The sequence below is a fragment of the Polynucleobacter sp. HIN11 genome (genome assembly GCF_030297675.1).
Classification (GTDB): Bacteria; Pseudomonadota; Gammaproteobacteria; order Burkholderiales; family Burkholderiaceae; genus Polynucleobacter.
Genome location: NZ_AP028142.1, coordinates 1,238,216 through 1,253,788, shown reverse-complemented (window position 1 = coordinate 1,253,788; position 15,573 = coordinate 1,238,216). Strand labels below are relative to the sequence as shown.

At 48.8% G+C, this 15,573-nt stretch carries 15 protein-coding genes; 9 read left to right on the top strand and 6 right to left on the bottom strand.

Going from position 1 to position 15,573, the window contains the following annotated elements:
- Window positions 1-13 precede the first annotated feature (13 nt).
- From acsF to QUE60_RS06510, 6 genes are read left to right on the top strand one after another with little or no spacing between them, the layout of a single operon-like run.
- Complete coding sequence (acsF, locus tag QUE60_RS06535; protein WP_286223284.1) at window positions 14-1,102, top strand: magnesium-protoporphyrin IX monomethyl ester (oxidative) cyclase; 1,089 nt, start codon at window positions 14-16, stop codon at window positions 1,100-1,102.
- A 12-nt stretch (window positions 1,103-1,114) separates the two neighbouring features.
- The gene (gene puhE / locus QUE60_RS06530; RefSeq protein WP_286226465.1) at window positions 1,115-1,870 is read left to right on the top strand and encodes a putative photosynthetic complex assembly protein PuhE; all 756 of its coding nucleotides are present in this window, start codon (window positions 1,115-1,117) and stop codon (window positions 1,868-1,870) included.
- Entirely contained in the window at window positions 1,852-2,754 is a 903-nt protein-coding gene (gene chlG, locus QUE60_RS06525) for a chlorophyll synthase ChlG (protein WP_286223282.1), read from the top strand. The genes puhE and chlG overlap by 19 nt, the downstream gene beginning before the upstream one ends.
- Before the next feature lies 1 nt (window position 2,755).
- The gene (locus QUE60_RS06520; RefSeq protein WP_286223281.1) at window positions 2,756-4,114 is read left to right on the top strand and encodes a BCD family MFS transporter; all 1,359 of its coding nucleotides are present in this window, start codon (window positions 2,756-2,758) and stop codon (window positions 4,112-4,114) included.
- Entirely contained in the window at window positions 4,111-5,316 is a 1,206-nt protein-coding gene (locus tag QUE60_RS06515; protein WP_286223280.1) for a geranylgeranyl diphosphate reductase, read from the top strand. Before QUE60_RS06520 ends, QUE60_RS06515 begins: the two co-directional genes overlap by 4 nt.
- Window positions 5,313-5,810, top strand: a complete 498-nt coding sequence (locus QUE60_RS06510; protein WP_286223279.1) for a TspO/MBR family protein — start codon at window positions 5,313-5,315, stop codon at window positions 5,808-5,810. Before QUE60_RS06515 ends, QUE60_RS06510 begins: the two co-directional genes overlap by 4 nt.
- Before the next feature lie 48 nt (window positions 5,811-5,858).
- Here the strand turns inward: QUE60_RS06510 and QUE60_RS06505 are convergent, their stop codons facing one another.
- Entirely contained in the window at window positions 5,859-7,136 is a 1,278-nt protein-coding gene (locus tag QUE60_RS06505; RefSeq protein ID WP_286223278.1) for an NAD(P)/FAD-dependent oxidoreductase, read from the bottom strand.
- 14 nt (window positions 7,137-7,150) lie between these two features.
- Window positions 7,151-7,489, bottom strand: a complete 339-nt coding sequence (locus tag QUE60_RS06500) for a c-type cytochrome (protein WP_286226464.1) — start codon at window positions 7,487-7,489, stop codon at window positions 7,151-7,153.
- 220 nt (window positions 7,490-7,709) lie between these two features.
- Between QUE60_RS06500 and QUE60_RS06495 the strand changes: the two genes are divergently transcribed.
- From QUE60_RS06495 to QUE60_RS06485, 3 genes are read left to right on the top strand one after another with little or no spacing between them, the layout of a single operon-like run.
- Window positions 7,710-9,407: an ArnT family glycosyltransferase gene (locus QUE60_RS06495; protein ID WP_286226463.1), complete on the top strand. Its 1,698-nt coding sequence runs from the start codon at window positions 7,710-7,712 to the stop codon at window positions 9,405-9,407.
- On the top strand, window positions 9,398-10,672 hold the full coding sequence (locus tag QUE60_RS06490; protein WP_286226462.1) for an exo-alpha-sialidase: 1,275 nt from the start codon (window positions 9,398-9,400) through the stop codon (window positions 10,670-10,672). The genes QUE60_RS06495 and QUE60_RS06490 overlap by 10 nt, the downstream gene beginning before the upstream one ends.
- Window positions 10,669-11,346, top strand: a complete 678-nt coding sequence (locus QUE60_RS06485) for a hypothetical protein (protein ID WP_286226461.1) — start codon at window positions 10,669-10,671, stop codon at window positions 11,344-11,346. The genes QUE60_RS06490 and QUE60_RS06485 overlap by 4 nt, the downstream gene beginning before the upstream one ends.
- Before the next feature lie 57 nt (window positions 11,347-11,403).
- On the opposite strand, the gene QUE60_RS06480 is transcribed toward QUE60_RS06485, so the two are convergent.
- The 4 genes from QUE60_RS06480 to QUE60_RS06465 form a co-directional block, all read right to left on the bottom strand.
- The gene (locus QUE60_RS06480; protein WP_286223273.1) at window positions 11,404-12,390 is read right to left on the bottom strand and encodes a Bug family tripartite tricarboxylate transporter substrate binding protein; all 987 of its coding nucleotides are present in this window, start codon (window positions 12,388-12,390) and stop codon (window positions 11,404-11,406) included.
- A 61-nt stretch (window positions 12,391-12,451) separates the two neighbouring features.
- Window positions 12,452-13,297 carry an HpcH/HpaI aldolase/citrate lyase family protein gene (locus tag QUE60_RS06475; protein ID WP_286226460.1) on the bottom strand — a complete coding sequence of 282 codons (846 nt, stop codon included), beginning with the start codon at window positions 13,295-13,297 and terminating at the stop codon, window positions 12,452-12,454.
- An 11-nt stretch (window positions 13,298-13,308) separates the two neighbouring features.
- Window positions 13,309-14,682 (bottom strand): MmgE/PrpD family protein, encoded by a 1,374-nt coding sequence (locus QUE60_RS06470; protein ID WP_286226459.1) that lies wholly within the window; start codon window positions 14,680-14,682, stop codon window positions 13,309-13,311.
- A gap of 2 nt (window positions 14,683-14,684) precedes the next feature.
- A complete protein-coding gene (locus QUE60_RS06465) occupies window positions 14,685-15,560 on the bottom strand; it encodes an HTD2 family dehydratase (protein WP_286223270.1) in 876 nt (291 codons plus the stop codon).
- Window positions 15,561-15,573: the final 13 nt, after the last annotated feature.

Here is a 15,573-nt window from a genome sequence, read left to right as displayed (position 1 = left end):
ATTGGAGAACTAGATGGAATCCGCAGAAAGCCTATTACGAGACCAGATTCCGGCGACCCCGCAAATTAATGATTCAACGAAGAAGGCATTGCAAGATGCCATGTTGAGTCCGCGTTTTTACACTACTGACTTTGCCGAAGTGGATCGGACTAATATTGATGCATTGCGCTCGGAGTGGAATGTTCTAATGGCTGAGTTTGCAGCCGATATTAATTCTGATCACTTTCAGCGGCCTGCTGATATGAGCAAGAACTATTCCAATGTGGATCCGGAGCTCTATGACGAGTTTGTTGATTTCTTAATTAGCTCCATTACCTCGGAGTTCTCAGGATGCATTTTGTATGCCGAGATCAAGCGTAAGGTCAAGAACGAGGATATGAAGTTACTCTACGGTTATATGGCTCGTGATGAGTCGCGCCATGCAGGCTTTATTAATCAGTGGTTAAAAGATTTTGATATCGGAATTGATCTTGGTTTCTTAGCGAAGGCTAAAAAATACACGTATTTCAAGCCCAAATTTATTTACTATGCGACCTACCTTTCGGAGAAGATTGGGTATGCCAGGTACATTACGATCTTTCGAGAGCTTGAGAAAAAACCAGAACTCCGTTTTCATCCGATCTTCTTGTGGTTTGAGAGATGGTGTAACGACGAGTTTCGCCATGGCGAAGCGTTTGCATTAATTATGCGCGCCAACCCCCATTTATTAACGGGGCTCAATAAGTATTGGATTCGGTTCTTCTGCTTAGCGGTCTACAGCACGATGTATGTCCGTGATCATTCACGACCACAGTTGTACAAAGCAATGCAAATCTCACCCACTGACTATGACAAAAAGGTCTTGCGGATTACCAATGAAATTACTAAGCAGGTATTCCCCATCTCTCTGAACTTAGATGACCCCCGTTTTTATGAGTGCATGAACCGCATGCTGGCCTTATTCCAAAAAATGGATGTCTATAAAGCCCGCGGAGGTTTCATAGCAAAAGTGATGGTGCCGCTCTTAGGGGTGCGTGCTGGCCTAGTCTTTGCCCGTGCATATTTCTTACCCGTGCACAACCACGAGTTACCCCGTAATGTCCGCTTGGTCCCCAGCTGGTAATAATCGATGAGCGTGAGTAGCTTTCTCTTTCCGATGCTCTACACCATCTTCTTATGGTGGTTTGGCACCGGAATCATTTTGTTACTCAATCAACGTCCGCGTTCGACCCATCAGGCGACCTTTTGGATGAGCGGTATGGTTTTGCTGTTTGCTTTAGTAGGCCTAAAGACTAGTGCTAATCTCAATACAGTGGCTGGAGCATATTGCGGATTTACATGCGCTTTATTGGTTTGGGCTTGGCAAGAGATTGGATTCTTATTAGGGTATGTCACCGGCTCCAGGCGCATCCCATGCCCGCCCGATTGCAGGGGTGTACGTAAAGCGATTTATGCGTTTCAGACCATCTCACATCATGAGTTGGCTCTCATCATTCTCGGAATTGCTGTTGCGGTCGCTACATGGGGTGGCAGTAATTTAGTCGGTTTATGGACCTTTCTCATCCTCTGGGCGATGCGGCAAAGCGCCAAGCTCAATGTGTTTTTAGGTGTGTTGAATCTAAATGAGAAGTTCTTGCCCGTGCATTTGCAATACATGCATAGCTACTTTACCAAGCGGTCTATGAACCCCTTATTACCGATTTCGATCCTCTTGGCAGGTTTAGTGGCCTTACCACTTTGGCAGCATGCGTTTGCCATCAATGCCAACCCGTATCAAATTGCGTCCTCGACCATTTTGGCGACCTTACTATCGCTTGCCATCTTGGAGCACATCATGATGGTCCTACCATTTTCAACTGACGGATTATGGAAATGGGGACTTCGGTCTTAAACCAAACTTCGCAACGGTCTTGGCCAACTCCATTTGCAATTCTTGAGTTGCTCAAGCCCATTACATGGTTTCCACCCATGTGGGCATTTGCCTGCGGAGTGATTGCAACTGGTGTCGCCATCACCGAGCGTTGGCAGATATTACTCGCTGGTGTATTGCTAGCTGGTCCGATGGTGTGTGCCACTAGTCAGGCGATCAATGACTGGTTTGATCGACATGTGGATGCGATTAATGAGCCCAATCGTCCGATTCCATCGGGCCGTATGCCTGGACGTTGGGGTCTGTACATTGCCATTCTTTGGACTGGATTATCGCTTCTAGTGGGTTGGTGGATAAGTCCTTGGGCATTTGTTGCTACCTTAATTGGCCTATTCTTAGCTTGGGCTTATAGTGCGCCACCGTTACGCCTCAAACAAAATGGTTGGTGGGGCAATGCAGCTTGCGGCTTATCGTATGAAGGTCTTGCATGGTTCACCGGTTCCGCGGTGATGTTGGGGGACGTGTTTCCCTCAACCGCATCGATCATCTTAGCCTTGCTTTATAGCATTGGCGCACACGGCATCATGACCTTAAATGACTTTAAGTCGATTGAGGGTGATCGCCAAATGGGTGTGCGTTCATTACCAGTGCAATTGGGTATCAACGGAGCGGCTTGGAATGCCTGCTTGATGATGATCATCCCGCAATATCTAGTGGTTGGATTCTTGTATTGGCATGGCAGTTCATTTCATGCATTGGCGATCCTGGTCTTAATCATTGCGCAATTGCTCATGATGAAGTATTTCTTGGGGGACCCCGTAAAGCGCGCTTTATTCCTAAGCGGTTTTGGTGTCCCATTATTTGTGAGCGGCATGATGGTCAGTGCCTTTGCAGTAGGTCGATAAGATGACGTCACATACGACCACCCTCAATTGGTTTGGAATCGCTCGCTTAGGTCTGGTGCAAGCCTCCTTGGGTGCGGTGGTGGTATTAACCACATCGGTTTTGAACCGAGTGATGGTCATTGAACTCGCGCTTCCTGCTTTATTACCTGGATTGCTAGTCGCGATGCACTATCTGGTGCAATTTATCCGACCCCGTATGGGTTTTGGGTCGGATCGCAGCGGTCGTTCAACGCCCTGGATTCAGGGTGGGATGTTGGTTCTGGCGAGTGGGGGTGTGTTAGCAGCAAGTGCTGTCGCTCTCATGAGTCGTGATGTCAGTTGGGGTATTGGTCTTGCTTTTATTGCTTTCATGATGATTGGCTTGGGAGTGAGTGCAAGCGGTACTGCCTTACTGGTACTCCTGGCAAAACGCGTGGATGAGAAACGCAAAGCTGCGGCCGCAAGTTGTGTTTGGCTGATGATGATCTTTGGCTTTGCCATGACCGCTGGAATTAGCGGAAAACTGCTCGACCCATTTTCCTTTGAACGCCTCATCATGGTGTCGCTTGGGGTGTCGTGTTTAGCCTTAGTCATCAGCTTCATTGCGCTGCATGGGCTTGAGCCTAAATCATTGGCGCAAGCGGCACAAAACGCTAATGAACCCAAGCTGCGCTTTAAAGAGGCCTTAGCCGAAGTATGGCAAGAGTCCCGAGTGCGCCGCTTTACCGTATTCGTCTTCATTTCGATGTTGGCATATAGCTCGCAAGATTTGATCTTAGAGCCATTTGCAGGTACTGCGTTTGGTTTAACGCCTGGAGAAACGACAAGCCTATCAGGCCTTCAGCATGCAGGCGTGCTTTGCGGGATGCTTTTGTGTGGATTTGTTACGAGTAGAAGTAAGAATCCCAACTTATCGTCCTTGCGGATGTGGACGGTAGGCGGTTGTATCGCCTCGTCACTCGCCATGTTGAGTTTGGTGATGTCTGGATTAGTGGGTCCAGGTTGGCCATTCTTTAGCACGGTATTTATATTGGGCGTATCCAACGGTGCGTTTTCAATCGCTGCGATTGGCTCCATGATGCAATTTGCTGGCATGGGCAAGGAGCGTCGCGAAGGTGTGCGAATGGGAGTTTGGGGCGCAGCGCAAGCGATTGCCTTTGGTCTGGGTGGCATTTTAGGAACTGGAGCGAGTGATCTTGCGCGTTATTTATTAGGCGACCCAGTGACCGCCTACGCGAGTGTGTTTTTCATTGAAGCCATTTTATTTATGGCTGCTGCCATCTTGTCCTTTTATATCCGACCCATTGAACGAATTACCAAGTCCCAGTCGATTGAATCATCAATCCCTCGTCAGCTTATTTCCCATGGAGGATCATCATGAGTACCCTAGAAACCTTTGATGCAGTGGTCGTTGGTGGCGGGCCCGCGGGGGCGACTGCTGCGGGCGATCTTGCCAAAATGGGGCATACGGTCTTACTACTTGATCGTGCAGGGCGTATCAAACCCTGTGGTGGTGCAATCCCACCCCGTCTGATTAAAGACTTTGAGATTCCCGATGAGTTATTGGTGGCTAAAGCCCGCTCGGCCCGCATGATCTCGCCCAAAAATAATCAAGTGGATATTCCGATTGAGGGTGGCTTTGTGGGAATGGTCGATCGCGATCAATTCGATGAATGGCTTCGAGTCCGAGCAGCCAATGATGGCGCTACGCGTCGCACTGGTATTTTTGAGAAGATCACACGCGATACCGATGGCACTGCAATTGTTCACTATCGGATTCACTCAACGAATCGGTCTGAGCCAGAGAAGACTGGCGCAGTCCGAGCGAAGGCGATTATTGGTGCCGATGGTGCGAAATCAGGAGTAGGGCGTCAAGCTATCCCTGGGGCCAAAGATGTGGACTATGTGTTTGCCTACCATGAGATTGTTCGGGTACCTGAGGCACCTCCTCAAGGTTATGACGGATCGCGTTGCGATGTGTTTTATCAAGGGACACTATCTCCTGACTTCTATGGTTGGATCTTTCCTCATGGCAATACCATGAGCATTGGCACCGGCAGTGCGGACAAAGGGTTTTCATTGCGGGGTGCCGTTGGCCAATTAAAGAAATTGACCAATTTAGAGAACACTGAGCTTCTTCGTCATGAAGGTGCACCGTTACCGATGAAGCCACTTAAAAAATGGGATAACAATCGGGATGTGATTTTAGCTGGCGATGCCGCTGGAGTCGTTGCTCCCGCCTCCGGAGAGGGGATCTATTACGCCATGGTGGGTGGCCGCCTAGCCGCAGAATCAGTGCATGAGTTATTGGTGACAGGAAATGTCAAAGCACTAGCCCAAGCACGTAAGCGTTTCATGAAAGAGCACGGTACCGTCTTTTTGGTACTTGGGATCATGCAACGTTTTTGGTACGGCAACGATAAGCGGCGTGAGCGTTTTGTAAAAATGTGCGAAGATAAAGACGTTCAACGTCTAACTTTTGAGTCGTACATGCATAAGAAATTAGTCCGCAAAGACCCCATGGCCCACATCAAAATCTTCTTTAAAGACATGGCCCACCTTTTGGGTATGGCTAAGGTATGAGTGCGGAGTGGTTTGCACACTATAAGCCGATCATTTTTGCTGTTGTTTGGGGTTTAGTGCTCGCATTGGCTGGAGCATGGGCTACCGATATCGGTGAGTGGTATAAAAGTTTGCAGCAGCCCGCCTGGAAACCGCCCGATTGGGTATTTGGTCCCATGTGGTCCACCATCTTTATTCTTGCGGGCATCGCTTTTGTGATGGCCTATCACCGAGCTCCTAATCAAGAGACCATTCGCATGTTGGTCATTCTCTTTATTGTGAATGGCTTATTTAATTTCATCTGGAGCGTGTTGTATTTTCGGATGGAACGACCCGACTGGGCTCTGATTGAGGCGGTTGGCTTATGGCTTTCTGTATTAGCGATTGTGCTGGCCACCCGTTCGTATTCGCCGATCTCTAGCCTCTTAGTATTGCCATACTTGGCTTGGGTCTCGGTGGCCATGCTTTTGAACTGGACCACGATTCAATTAAACGGCCCATTTGGTCGGGGTTAATAAAAAAGCCAAGCATTGCGCTTGGCTTTTCTCGGGGCAGGGTACTTATTAACCCAAGCTATCCGCCCAAATATTACGAGCCCAACCCCAGGCATAAACACCCTCAAGTTTGGTGGGTTCGGACGATAAGCCACCAGAACCAGGAACAGTCTTGAAGGTCTTATCTTTAGCATCGTACTGGTGGACGCTAGCAACGTGGACCACCTCGTCTGCATTGACGAAGCTATAACAGGTGTTGGTGAGCACAGGGGCTTGATTAATCTCAAAGCCGCCGAGCTCAGCAACCACAGCTGCTGCTGCAACCTTCGCATGCGAGTTCGCCATGTGGCCTGATTTAGGCATTGCTGGCGCAATCTGAATCGAATCACCAAGAACATGAATATCTTTGGCGGCAGTGGATTCAAAGTTGATGTAGTTCACATTGACCCAACGGGCATTCGAGTTGGCAATGCCGGTCTTCACCGCAATATCACCTGCACGCATGAGGGGTAGAACATTCAATACATCAGCCTTAACATCGTTTTGTACATCAAATTTGAGAGTCCTTGTTTTGCTATCAACCTCAACCACGTTGTGCTTGGGGCGGTATTCAATCATGCCGGGATACATCGATGCCCAAGCTTTCTTAAATAGACCGCCCTTGGAGGTCACATCATCATTCGCATCCAAGATCAATACCTTGGACTTGGGCTTAAATTGCTTAAAGTAACTGGCCACTTGGCAGGCCCGCTCATAAGGCCCAGGAGGGCAGCGATAGGGTGCCATTGGGATGGAGATTGCGTAGACGCCACCATCTTTCATAGACTCCAGTTGTTTGCGAAGCAGGACGGTTTCAGCACCAGCTTTCCATGCCTGAACCGTAACCCCTTCTTGGTTGGCCTTATCTAAGCCTTTGATGGTATCCATCATGAGACCAATGCCAGGTGACAGGATTAGCTTGTCATACTTCATTGAGCCGCCGGAGGCAAGACGAATAGTCTTTTGCTTTGGATCAATGGCGGCCACCATATCCTTCACAACCTTAATGCCGTGACGCTTCGTCAAGTTGTCATAGGGGGTTGAGATATTCGAGATGGTGGTATGGCCTCCAATCACGAGATTGGAGAGTGGGCAAGAAATGAACTCAGGATTGGGTTCAATTAAGGTAACTTGGGCGGTATTGTTTGAGAACATCCGCACATACTTGGCAGCGGTTGCTCCACCATAGCCACCCCCAACCACGACCACATTGGCTTTACTGATATTGACAGGAGGACTGCTTGCGCAACCGGCTAATACGCCGAGAGAAGCAGCTGAACTAACACCTAGAAAGTGACGACGATCCATTTTTTTATCCTCAATTATTTTTTGCCAAGTACATTGGAAATGGTTTGAAGTTGCTCATCGGTATAGCCTTTGGCCAACTGATGCATGATGGTGCCAGTTCTGGCGCCGCTCTTGAAGGCCTTGAGTTGGGTGAACATCGCATCGGGCGTTAAATGATTAATTTGTGGCATCCCTGCATTGGGTACGCCAACGCCATTGGTGCCGTGGCAATTAGCACAAGTAGCTGCCAAGGAAAGTTGATTGATATTAGCTGGACTGGTCTGACTCGCGGCAATACCGCTAAAGGTCAGCAAACCTGTGGTGCCAATGCTAAGCCCTATGAGCTTCAGCTGACGTGCAGATGGAAAGTGCATTTTAATAATCTCCATTGGTTTTAATGCGAACAACAAAAAGCTTTAGTGATATTAAATGATTGATGGGCAATATTTAAAAGAATGTCTCACGAATTCAATACTTATTAGTCATAATGATATAACCCAAGGAATCCCCTGGGATTAAGGTTTTCCCTAGGTTTTGTGCAAATCTAATTGGGAAATGAAGAGGCCTATACGCCAGACTAATAAACTAGCGACTATGCAAACGCCCATTTCTATTCCGTCGATTCTGTTTGGGCTCGTTCTAGCATGCATTACTTATCTGTATGGGGTTGATAGTCGCTTTGCTCCCAAGAATGGCGATGAATACCCTTATACCCATATTGTCCGCATGACCAATGCATCCGATGCATGGTTGCCGCTGCAATCAGAAATGATCGGTATTAAAAATACCAAGCCGCCATTGTTGTTCTGGCAGGGCATGCTCTCAAGCGAGCATGGCAATGCATGGTCGCTATTTAATTTGCGCTGGCCCAGTTTGGTGTACACCGCACTCACAGCCCTCCTAATTGGGTTGAGTGCAATAGCGATTAGTAGAAATCGCTCGGTTGGAGTGTTGGCCAGCATCATTTGGCTTGCCTTTTTTAATACCTATCGCTATGGGCGCCCCTACCTGGCCGAGCCCCCAGAGATCTTTTGGCTCTCCCTTCCATTTTTTCTGTTACTCATCGTTGGCAAAAGACTGGCTGACTCTAGATTCTTATTCCCATTAATCACAGGCTTTGCCTTTGGTTGCGCATTGCTTTATAAATCGGTGGCCTACATTGTTCCTGCCTGCCTCGTATTATCCCTGTGGTACTGGCAATGGCGCGATCGTCGGGTGATGGAATGCATTCAGCGTGACCTCCTTAAAGTGATCTCGATTGGCCTGATTGCATTAGGCTTATTTGCACTGTGGTTTGTGTTGGATCCGGACCCGCTGGCGATCTGGAATGAGTTCGTCATTGGTGAAAATGCAGGTAAGTTCGCAGCCAGAAATACGAGTTATTTAAAAGACTTCGTCTGGAGTGGTGATAGTGTAGGCATGCTCTTAGTGACGGGAGTAGCTAATGCCGGATTTTTAACATTCGCGGTATTCAACCTCTTTTATCTGGCAATCCGTGATCGCAAGCCAATGAGCACCGAAGAGAAGTTACTATGGATTTGGATTGCAGTGTTCTTCATTATCTTTTCTCTTCCAAGTCAGCGCTCAGGCCGATATCTGCTACCGATCATGCCAGCGATTGCGATCTTACTGGCTATTCATTGGCAGCAACTCAATCGCTGGACCTTATGGATCGGCTTGGTATTGCAGGGCATTGTCTTGGTGGCTTTAGCATGGCTCTCTTGGAACATCCATCTTTGGTCCTATCCCGTATGGCATTGGTTCTTAATACTTGGTGCAATCGGCATCGTTCTAGCTGGGCTAGTTCAGGCTCGGTTTACCAAGACAGCAACATTACTGGCTTGTTTTATGACCATGCTGAGTTTAAGTAGCAGCATCATGCCGCTCGATGGCGTGGCAGGGCGGTTTGATGCCAAAACCATTGCTGCACTCCAGGGTAAAACGGTGTGGTTCCCTTGCGACTTTCGGGCTAAGGATGAGGAGTATCGCTTTTTGATTCCAGGCGCTGAAATCAAGGGCTATCCCGCGAGCGAGGCTAAAAATCTTACCCAGTTGGCTAATCGCTATGCCTATTTTGCAGTTCAGGCTCCGGTGAATAACAAGTTTGCCCCATGCCCCGATTGTGAGGTGATTGGTGAGCGCCTTGAGATGCGTGCCCGACACTCGTCTGATGAGATTAAGGCGATGCTGTTGGGCCAAGTGAGCGACAATCTCTTTGTGAAAGAGTACATCGTTTTTGCCCCATTCAATATCGGTAAAGATACCTCCACCGAGAAAGATGCATGTCGATGATGCGGGTGTTGGCATTTGTATTCTTAGTGGTTGCGATCGCAATGGCGTATTTTCAGTTGGACGATCATCCGGCTTGGGCTGATTTTCAAGTTCCTAGCGAGTCAACCAATACCGATCCAATCCTATCGTCCATTCCAAGCCCATCGAAAACGAAGACCATCGTTAATGCACCCACATTGCAGGGCTTAGCGGAGTGGTTACCTGATACCACAAGACCCTCGGTGCATGCGGCAAGTGTCATTCCATTAAAAGACGGAAACTGGCGTGCGTTTTGGTTTGCTGGTTCGCGAGAGGGCGCGGCCGATGTGGTGATTCAGAGTGCGGTGTGGGATTCAACAAACAAGCAATGGGGTCCAGCGAGCGTGGTCCTCGATCGAGAGGGCGCGCAAGCAAGTCTCGGACGATACATTGCCAAGCTTGGTAATCCTGTGCCCATGCGCAATATCAATGGGCAATTACAACTTTATGTGGTAGCGGTATCGATCGGCGGTTGGGCTGGTAGCTCCATCAGTGTGATGCATTCGGATGATGATGGATTGACTTGGACTGGCCCAAAACGTCTCATCACTACACCCTTAATTAACCTCAGTACCCTAGTGAAGGGTTCTGGATTTTTGTTTGCCGACGGCACCATGGGAATGCCGGTCTATCACGAGTGGATTGGTAAATACGGAGAGTTATTGCGGCTTGATCCGAGTGGTCAAATGCTTGATAAACGACGCATGACCTCGGGCCGTGGCACTTTGCAACCCATTGTCTTTATTGATGATGCCAAGCATGCGAGCGCTTATTTTCGTCAAGCTCGTCGAACGGGCGCCAAGCAAATTCCGGTGAGCTATACCGCAAGCGCTGGTGAGCGTTGGGAGTTAGCGCCTGACTTGGGTCTACCCAATCCGAATGCAGCCATCACTGGAGTGGAGCTATCGGATCGAACTCGTTTGATAGTCTTTAATGATTTAGAACACGGACGTCATCGCTTGGTCCTCGCCGCGTCATGGTCCGGCCAGACACAAGCAGATAGCAGCCAGCCAGCTAAGAGCAACTACTCTCCATGGAAGACGATTGCCGTGCTTGAGGATGAGACGGCCTCAATGACCAACCCCAAGGAAGAGTTTTCCTATCCCTATATGAGTCTGAATCAACAAGGCCAAGTCTTGCTGGTCTATACCTGGAATCGCAAGCGAATTAAGTCGATTCTTTGGGATGCTGGTAACTTACAGTTGTATCTCCAGCATGTAAAAGCAGAAACGGATCAAACCCCATGACCTTGGCTACCCTCATTCATCAGCTGCCGCTCATCGAGATCAGTCTTGTGACGAGCATTATTGGCTTACATCTAGTTCGCTCCATACTCAATAAGGCTCATGGCTTGATTGCGGGCTTGTTCTTTGTCACCATTGCATCACTCGTTTTATTGGCCCCATTCGCTGCAATTGGTGCACCTTGGAACTTACCGTTTGCGGCTTACATTCGTGGCGTGACTGGCGATTTGAGTATTTTGAGTCTGTTGCTAATCTTATTTACATGGAGTGGATGGAGTGCATTTCGAATCGCAAGCGTGACCCCAATACTGATTGCAGTGATAGCTATCCTGTTTTATCCATTTGCTTTGGGACTTACCTTTTTTGACCCCTACGCTTGGGGTTACCACTCTAGCGTTTTTGCAGGAACTGTTTTGTTGATCGCCGCAATTTATTTCTTTGCCAAGCACTCCTGGGAAGCTCTGATGTTATCGATTGCCGTGATTGCTTGGTCCATTCACTGGCATGAGTCGAATAATTTATGGGATTACCTCTTAGATCCGTTTCTCGCTGCCTGGGCAATTGGATTAAGTATTCGATGGGTGATTTGGGGCAGACCCAAACAAAATGATCTGGATGGATGGGGCATCGATGCAAGTCTGATGGCGCGTCGCAAACGCGGTCGGATGTTTGGCTAATGCCCAAATAAAAAGGCCGGTTTGCACCGGCCTTGGAATCATTGAAAGTCCAACAAATTAATCAGGAATGTTGGCTTTACGAATGATCGGACCCCAACGGTTGATCTCGGCATCCAAGTGAGCTTTCAGCGACTCACCGTTTTGCTTCGCAACGGGAACGATATCAATGTTCGAGGAATCCAAGCGAGCCTTCAGATCAGGATCGGTCAACGCCTTCTTGAGAGCAGCATTAAGTTTCTCTAGAACTGGTTTTGGTGTGCCAAGGGGAGCATAAATACCATGCCATACCTTCACATCAAAGCCTTTCATGCCTTGTTCATCCAAGGTTGGAACATTGGGGAGGGCGGAAAGACGCTTAGGAGTGGTTACGCCATAGACCTTCACCTTGCCGTCTTTAATGAACGGAATGGTTTGGGTGGTTTGGTCGCACAAAATGTTAACTTGACCACCAACTAAGTCAGTCAAGGCTGGGCCTGTACCTTTGTAAGGAACGGTTGTCACGCGCACACCCAAACGGCTCTGAAAAATCAATCCGCACAATTGAGATACGGCGCCAGGACCTGCATTAGCCATGGTCACCTTGTCTTTATTAGCGCGAATGTAGGCCTCAAGCTCTTTGAAGTTGTTAGGTGGGAAGTTTTTGCTACCTAAGAGCACCATTGGTACGTCAGCAACTTGACCGATGTACTCAAAGTCTTTGAGGGGGTCATAGGGAAGCTTGTCATATAGAGCTTGAGCAGTAGCCATACCCATGTGATGGATATAAATGGTGTAACCATCGGGTTTGGATTTGGCAACTTTTGCAGAAGCAACAGTACCACCTGCACCAGGAACGTTTTCAACAACAACCGATTGACCCAAGGATTTACTCATTTGGGTTGCCAATAGACGAGCAATGGTGTCGGTTGGGCCACCAGCAGCAAATGGGACCACGAGGCTAATTGGTTTATCAGGGTATTTTTGTGCGTTTGCAGTGCCGCTTAACAACACACCAGCACCCATCACCGCAGCAAGTAATGCATTCAAAGGTTTTTTCAAGTTCATTCAAAAGTCTCCGTTAGGGATAAAGCAAACGCCATTTTGCCATGGTTTTGTGGCGGCAAACCTAGGGATTACCAGCCAAACTTAGGATGCGGCGCGCTAACATGACAACTGGCCGATCAATCATCTTGCCATCCACCTTGGCGGCTTGCCCCCCAGAGGCTTGATCTGCTGCAATCACCCGTTGGGCCCAGTCGATCTCTTGGGGATTGGGAGTAAATGCTTGTTTCACAACAGGTATTTGCTTCGGATGAATGCATAACTTGGCGCCAAAGCCAAAGCGTCTAGCTTTTTGTGCATGTGCAAAAATAAGAGCTGTATCGGTCGTCGATTGAGTAACCCCATCGATTGGTGGGGCTATCTGCGCTAATTTAGAGGCCAAAGTCATCATAAATCTGGCGGTATCTAGTTCCGTTTCATTCTCATCGCAGCTGATGCCAAGCTCAACTTGCATATCAAAGTTGCCGAGCGCAAGCCGTAATACCTGCTGCGAACTTGCGATGTCATTCAAATGATGTAGGCCCAGCGGGGTCTCGATCATGGGAATGAATGCGGTGTTGGGGAGCTCTTCGGCAGCGCCATTGATATGATCGCGCGTCTCCGTTTTGGGGATCATCAGGCATGGTGCTTGCAACTCTTTGAGTAATACCAAATCCGCTGCATAAAACGGTGAACCTGGTGCATTACAACGGACCACCAGCCGCTCTTTATCAGAGTCTGGAATCGATGACCAATGTTGTTTGAGTAGTTCGCGCGCTTTGGGCTTGTCGTCTAGACCAACCGCATCTTCTAAATCAATGATGACGCCTTGCGCTCCACTGGCAAATGCTTTGCTGTAGCGCTCCGGTTGATTAGCTGGAACAAACAAGAAGCAACATGCATCACTTAGCGGTAAGTGGGGGAGGTTCATGGCAGCAATCCTTATTTAGAAAAAATAAACGGGACAGCACTTGCCCGACGAATATCGAATAACAATGCAATGGCTTTGCGCATTTCAGGTTCGGTAGCACCACCACTAAACGCAGCTAAACGTAGAGCTTTTTCTTGGATTTCCGCTCGCGAAAGCGTATTGCCTGGATCACCTTTAGGCTCATCGACGCGACCCTCATAAATACGACCATTTTTAAGATAGACCTTGACCTTACCAATCCAGCGCTGCGGATAAGCTTGATCAACCTCGGGATCTAAAACCATACTCACCCGATTACGTAGGGCACGAATCTCGGGATCATGAAAGTGTTTAGCGAACTCATCGAGACCGGCAAATTGATATTTACAAATTAGCGCTAGAACCGTGCCCATTGAAAATTTGGACTGATGTAAGGTAGTTGCCTCACTAGCGGGTCCAAGAACATCGATCGCGCCCTGATGGACCAAGGTCTCGATGCGGTCAATCTCATTCATCTGCACAGCGTGTTTCTGAATCACTTGCAATAAAGCATCTGCTGCGGGATGAGTATGACGACACGAGGCATGATATTTGAACGAGGTCTCCGCCAAACACCAACGCGAGCCTAGTCGATCAATTAATTTTTCAGGATTGGCATCGGTTGATGTGCCTGCTGCAAGACCTTGAACGCCCTCGAGTATTTTCTGGGCACCAGTAAATCCAGCTTGTGCCAAGTAGGCGGACATCAGGCCAGTGGCGCTGGCATGCGCAGTATGCAGCTGCTTGGAATCCGCAGCATCACGCAAGAACTCCCAAAGGCCAGCCGATTGCGTACCAGCCGAACCAAAGGCATGCAGCATTTGCTCCGGACTCAATTTGAGCAAACGACCGACAGTTGCGGCAGCCGCTAAGGTACCAGCGGTACCCGTAGTATGAAAAATTTTGTAGTGGGAGCGGCCCAAGAACTCACCGACTCTAATGCCGACCTCGTAGCCAACCACAGCAGCGGTTAAGAACTCACGGCCACTCAGTTGTTTGGCCTGCGCAAGCGCTAATGCCGCTGGAAATACGATGGTTCCTGGATGAAAGACCGAGCCGTTATGAACATCGTCTTGTTCAACGACATGCGATGCTGCGGCATTGGCTAAGCACGCCAGAAATGGACTCGACATCGAGCGCGACACAATGATTTCTGCAGATCCGGCAACCGCAGGTTGTGACACTGGTCCCATCGATTGGGCAAATTGCGTAATGATCTCAACTGGTTTTGCACCTTTGCCGCCAATCGCAGAAGCAAACCAATCGACTAATAAATCTTCCGCTCGTGCAATGACATCTTCGGGAATGTCTTCAAATTGCAATTGGCTTGCAAAGCACGCAAGTTCAGCAGAGTAATGAGTTGTCATCGCTATTTGCTCAATACTGCTTTGGCTTGCATCGTTAGCCAACCCTCATGATCTTCTGCCCAGACCCGCAAGGTTTGACCGCTCGGATCATCACCATCTAACGCGGCATTCACTTTCATGCGATGGATGTCAAAAGTTGGACGAATTGCTCTGAACTCGAAGGATTGCAGCTTTCTGCTGGGGTGATGCTCTCTAACTAGATCCACTAAGAGCGTGGCGATCAAAGGGCCGTGCACGATCAAACCTGGGTAACCTTCCTCTTGGGTGACATAACTGCGGTCGTAATGAATACGGTGTCCATTAAAGGTGAGTGCGGAGTAACGAAACAAAAGAACTGGATCGGGATTAATCACCTTGGTCCACTGCGCATCGCGAGGGGCGGGTGTTGGAGCTGGTGGTTTCTCATCAGGACTTGGGGCTGCTCGGTACACAATGTCATGCTCTTCAGTTAAAGCAAGCCCTTTTTGATTGGAGATTTGATGTTCAACCAGGACAAACAGCAAATCACCAGTTCGTCCTGATTTGTGAGTGACCGACTTAATCGTGGATACGCGCTCGATCGCATCACCAATTTGCAGTTCACCCACCCAACGCAGTCGACCACCGGCCCACATGCGACGTGGCAGTGGCACGGGTGGCAAGAAGCCTCCGCGCTTGGCATGACCATCCGGACCAATTTCGGACTGTTGAGGATGTGGCAAAAAATACAACCAGTGCCATAGCTCTGGCAAAAAGATACCCGGTTTTGGCTCGGGATCATTGCGGTCGAGGGTTGCAGAAAGAGCGCGGTAAGGTGCGGCGGTCACTTGATCTGGATAACGCTCGGATTTACCAATCCACTCTTGGAGATGGGATAGTGTGGCTTCGTCGATTCTCATGACACCATTATGC

Bases quoted from the DNA above. Each gene is read 5' to 3' on its own strand.
- acsF (WP_286223284.1), top strand. From the start codon at position 14: ATGGAATCCGCAGAAAGCCTATTACGAGACCAGATTCCGGCGACCCCG.
- chlG (WP_286223282.1), top strand. From the start codon at position 1,852: ATGGGGACTTCGGTCTTAAACCAAACTTCGCAACGGTCTTGGCCAACT.
- QUE60_RS06520 (WP_286223281.1), top strand. From the start codon at position 2,756: ATGACGTCACATACGACCACCCTCAATTGGTTTGGAATCGCTCGCTTA.
- QUE60_RS06515 (WP_286223280.1), top strand. From the start codon at position 4,111: ATGAGTACCCTAGAAACCTTTGATGCAGTGGTCGTTGGTGGCGGGCCC.
- QUE60_RS06510 (WP_286223279.1), top strand. From the start codon at position 5,313: ATGAGTGCGGAGTGGTTTGCACACTATAAGCCGATCATTTTTGCTGTT.
- QUE60_RS06505 (WP_286223278.1), bottom strand. From the start codon at position 7,136: ATGGATCGTCGTCACTTTCTAGGTGTTAGTTCAGCTGCTTCTCTCGGC.
- QUE60_RS06500 (WP_286226464.1), bottom strand. From the start codon at position 7,489: ATGCACTTTCCATCTGCACGTCAGCTGAAGCTCATAGGGCTTAGCATT.
- QUE60_RS06495 (WP_286226463.1), top strand. From the start codon at position 7,710: ATGCAAACGCCCATTTCTATTCCGTCGATTCTGTTTGGGCTCGTTCTA.
- QUE60_RS06490 (WP_286226462.1), top strand. From the start codon at position 9,398: ATGTCGATGATGCGGGTGTTGGCATTTGTATTCTTAGTGGTTGCGATC.
- QUE60_RS06485 (WP_286226461.1), top strand. From the start codon at position 10,669: ATGACCTTGGCTACCCTCATTCATCAGCTGCCGCTCATCGAGATCAGT.
- QUE60_RS06480 (WP_286223273.1), bottom strand. From the start codon at position 12,390: ATGAACTTGAAAAAACCTTTGAATGCATTACTTGCTGCGGTGATGGGT.
- QUE60_RS06475 (WP_286226460.1), bottom strand. From the start codon at position 13,297: ATGAACCTCCCCCACTTACCGCTAAGTGATGCATGTTGCTTCTTGTTT.
- QUE60_RS06470 (WP_286226459.1), bottom strand. From the start codon at position 14,682: ATGACAACTCATTACTCTGCTGAACTTGCGTGCTTTGCAAGCCAATTG.
- QUE60_RS06465 (WP_286223270.1), bottom strand. From the start codon at position 15,560: ATGAGAATCGACGAAGCCACACTATCCCATCTCCAAGAGTGGATTGGT.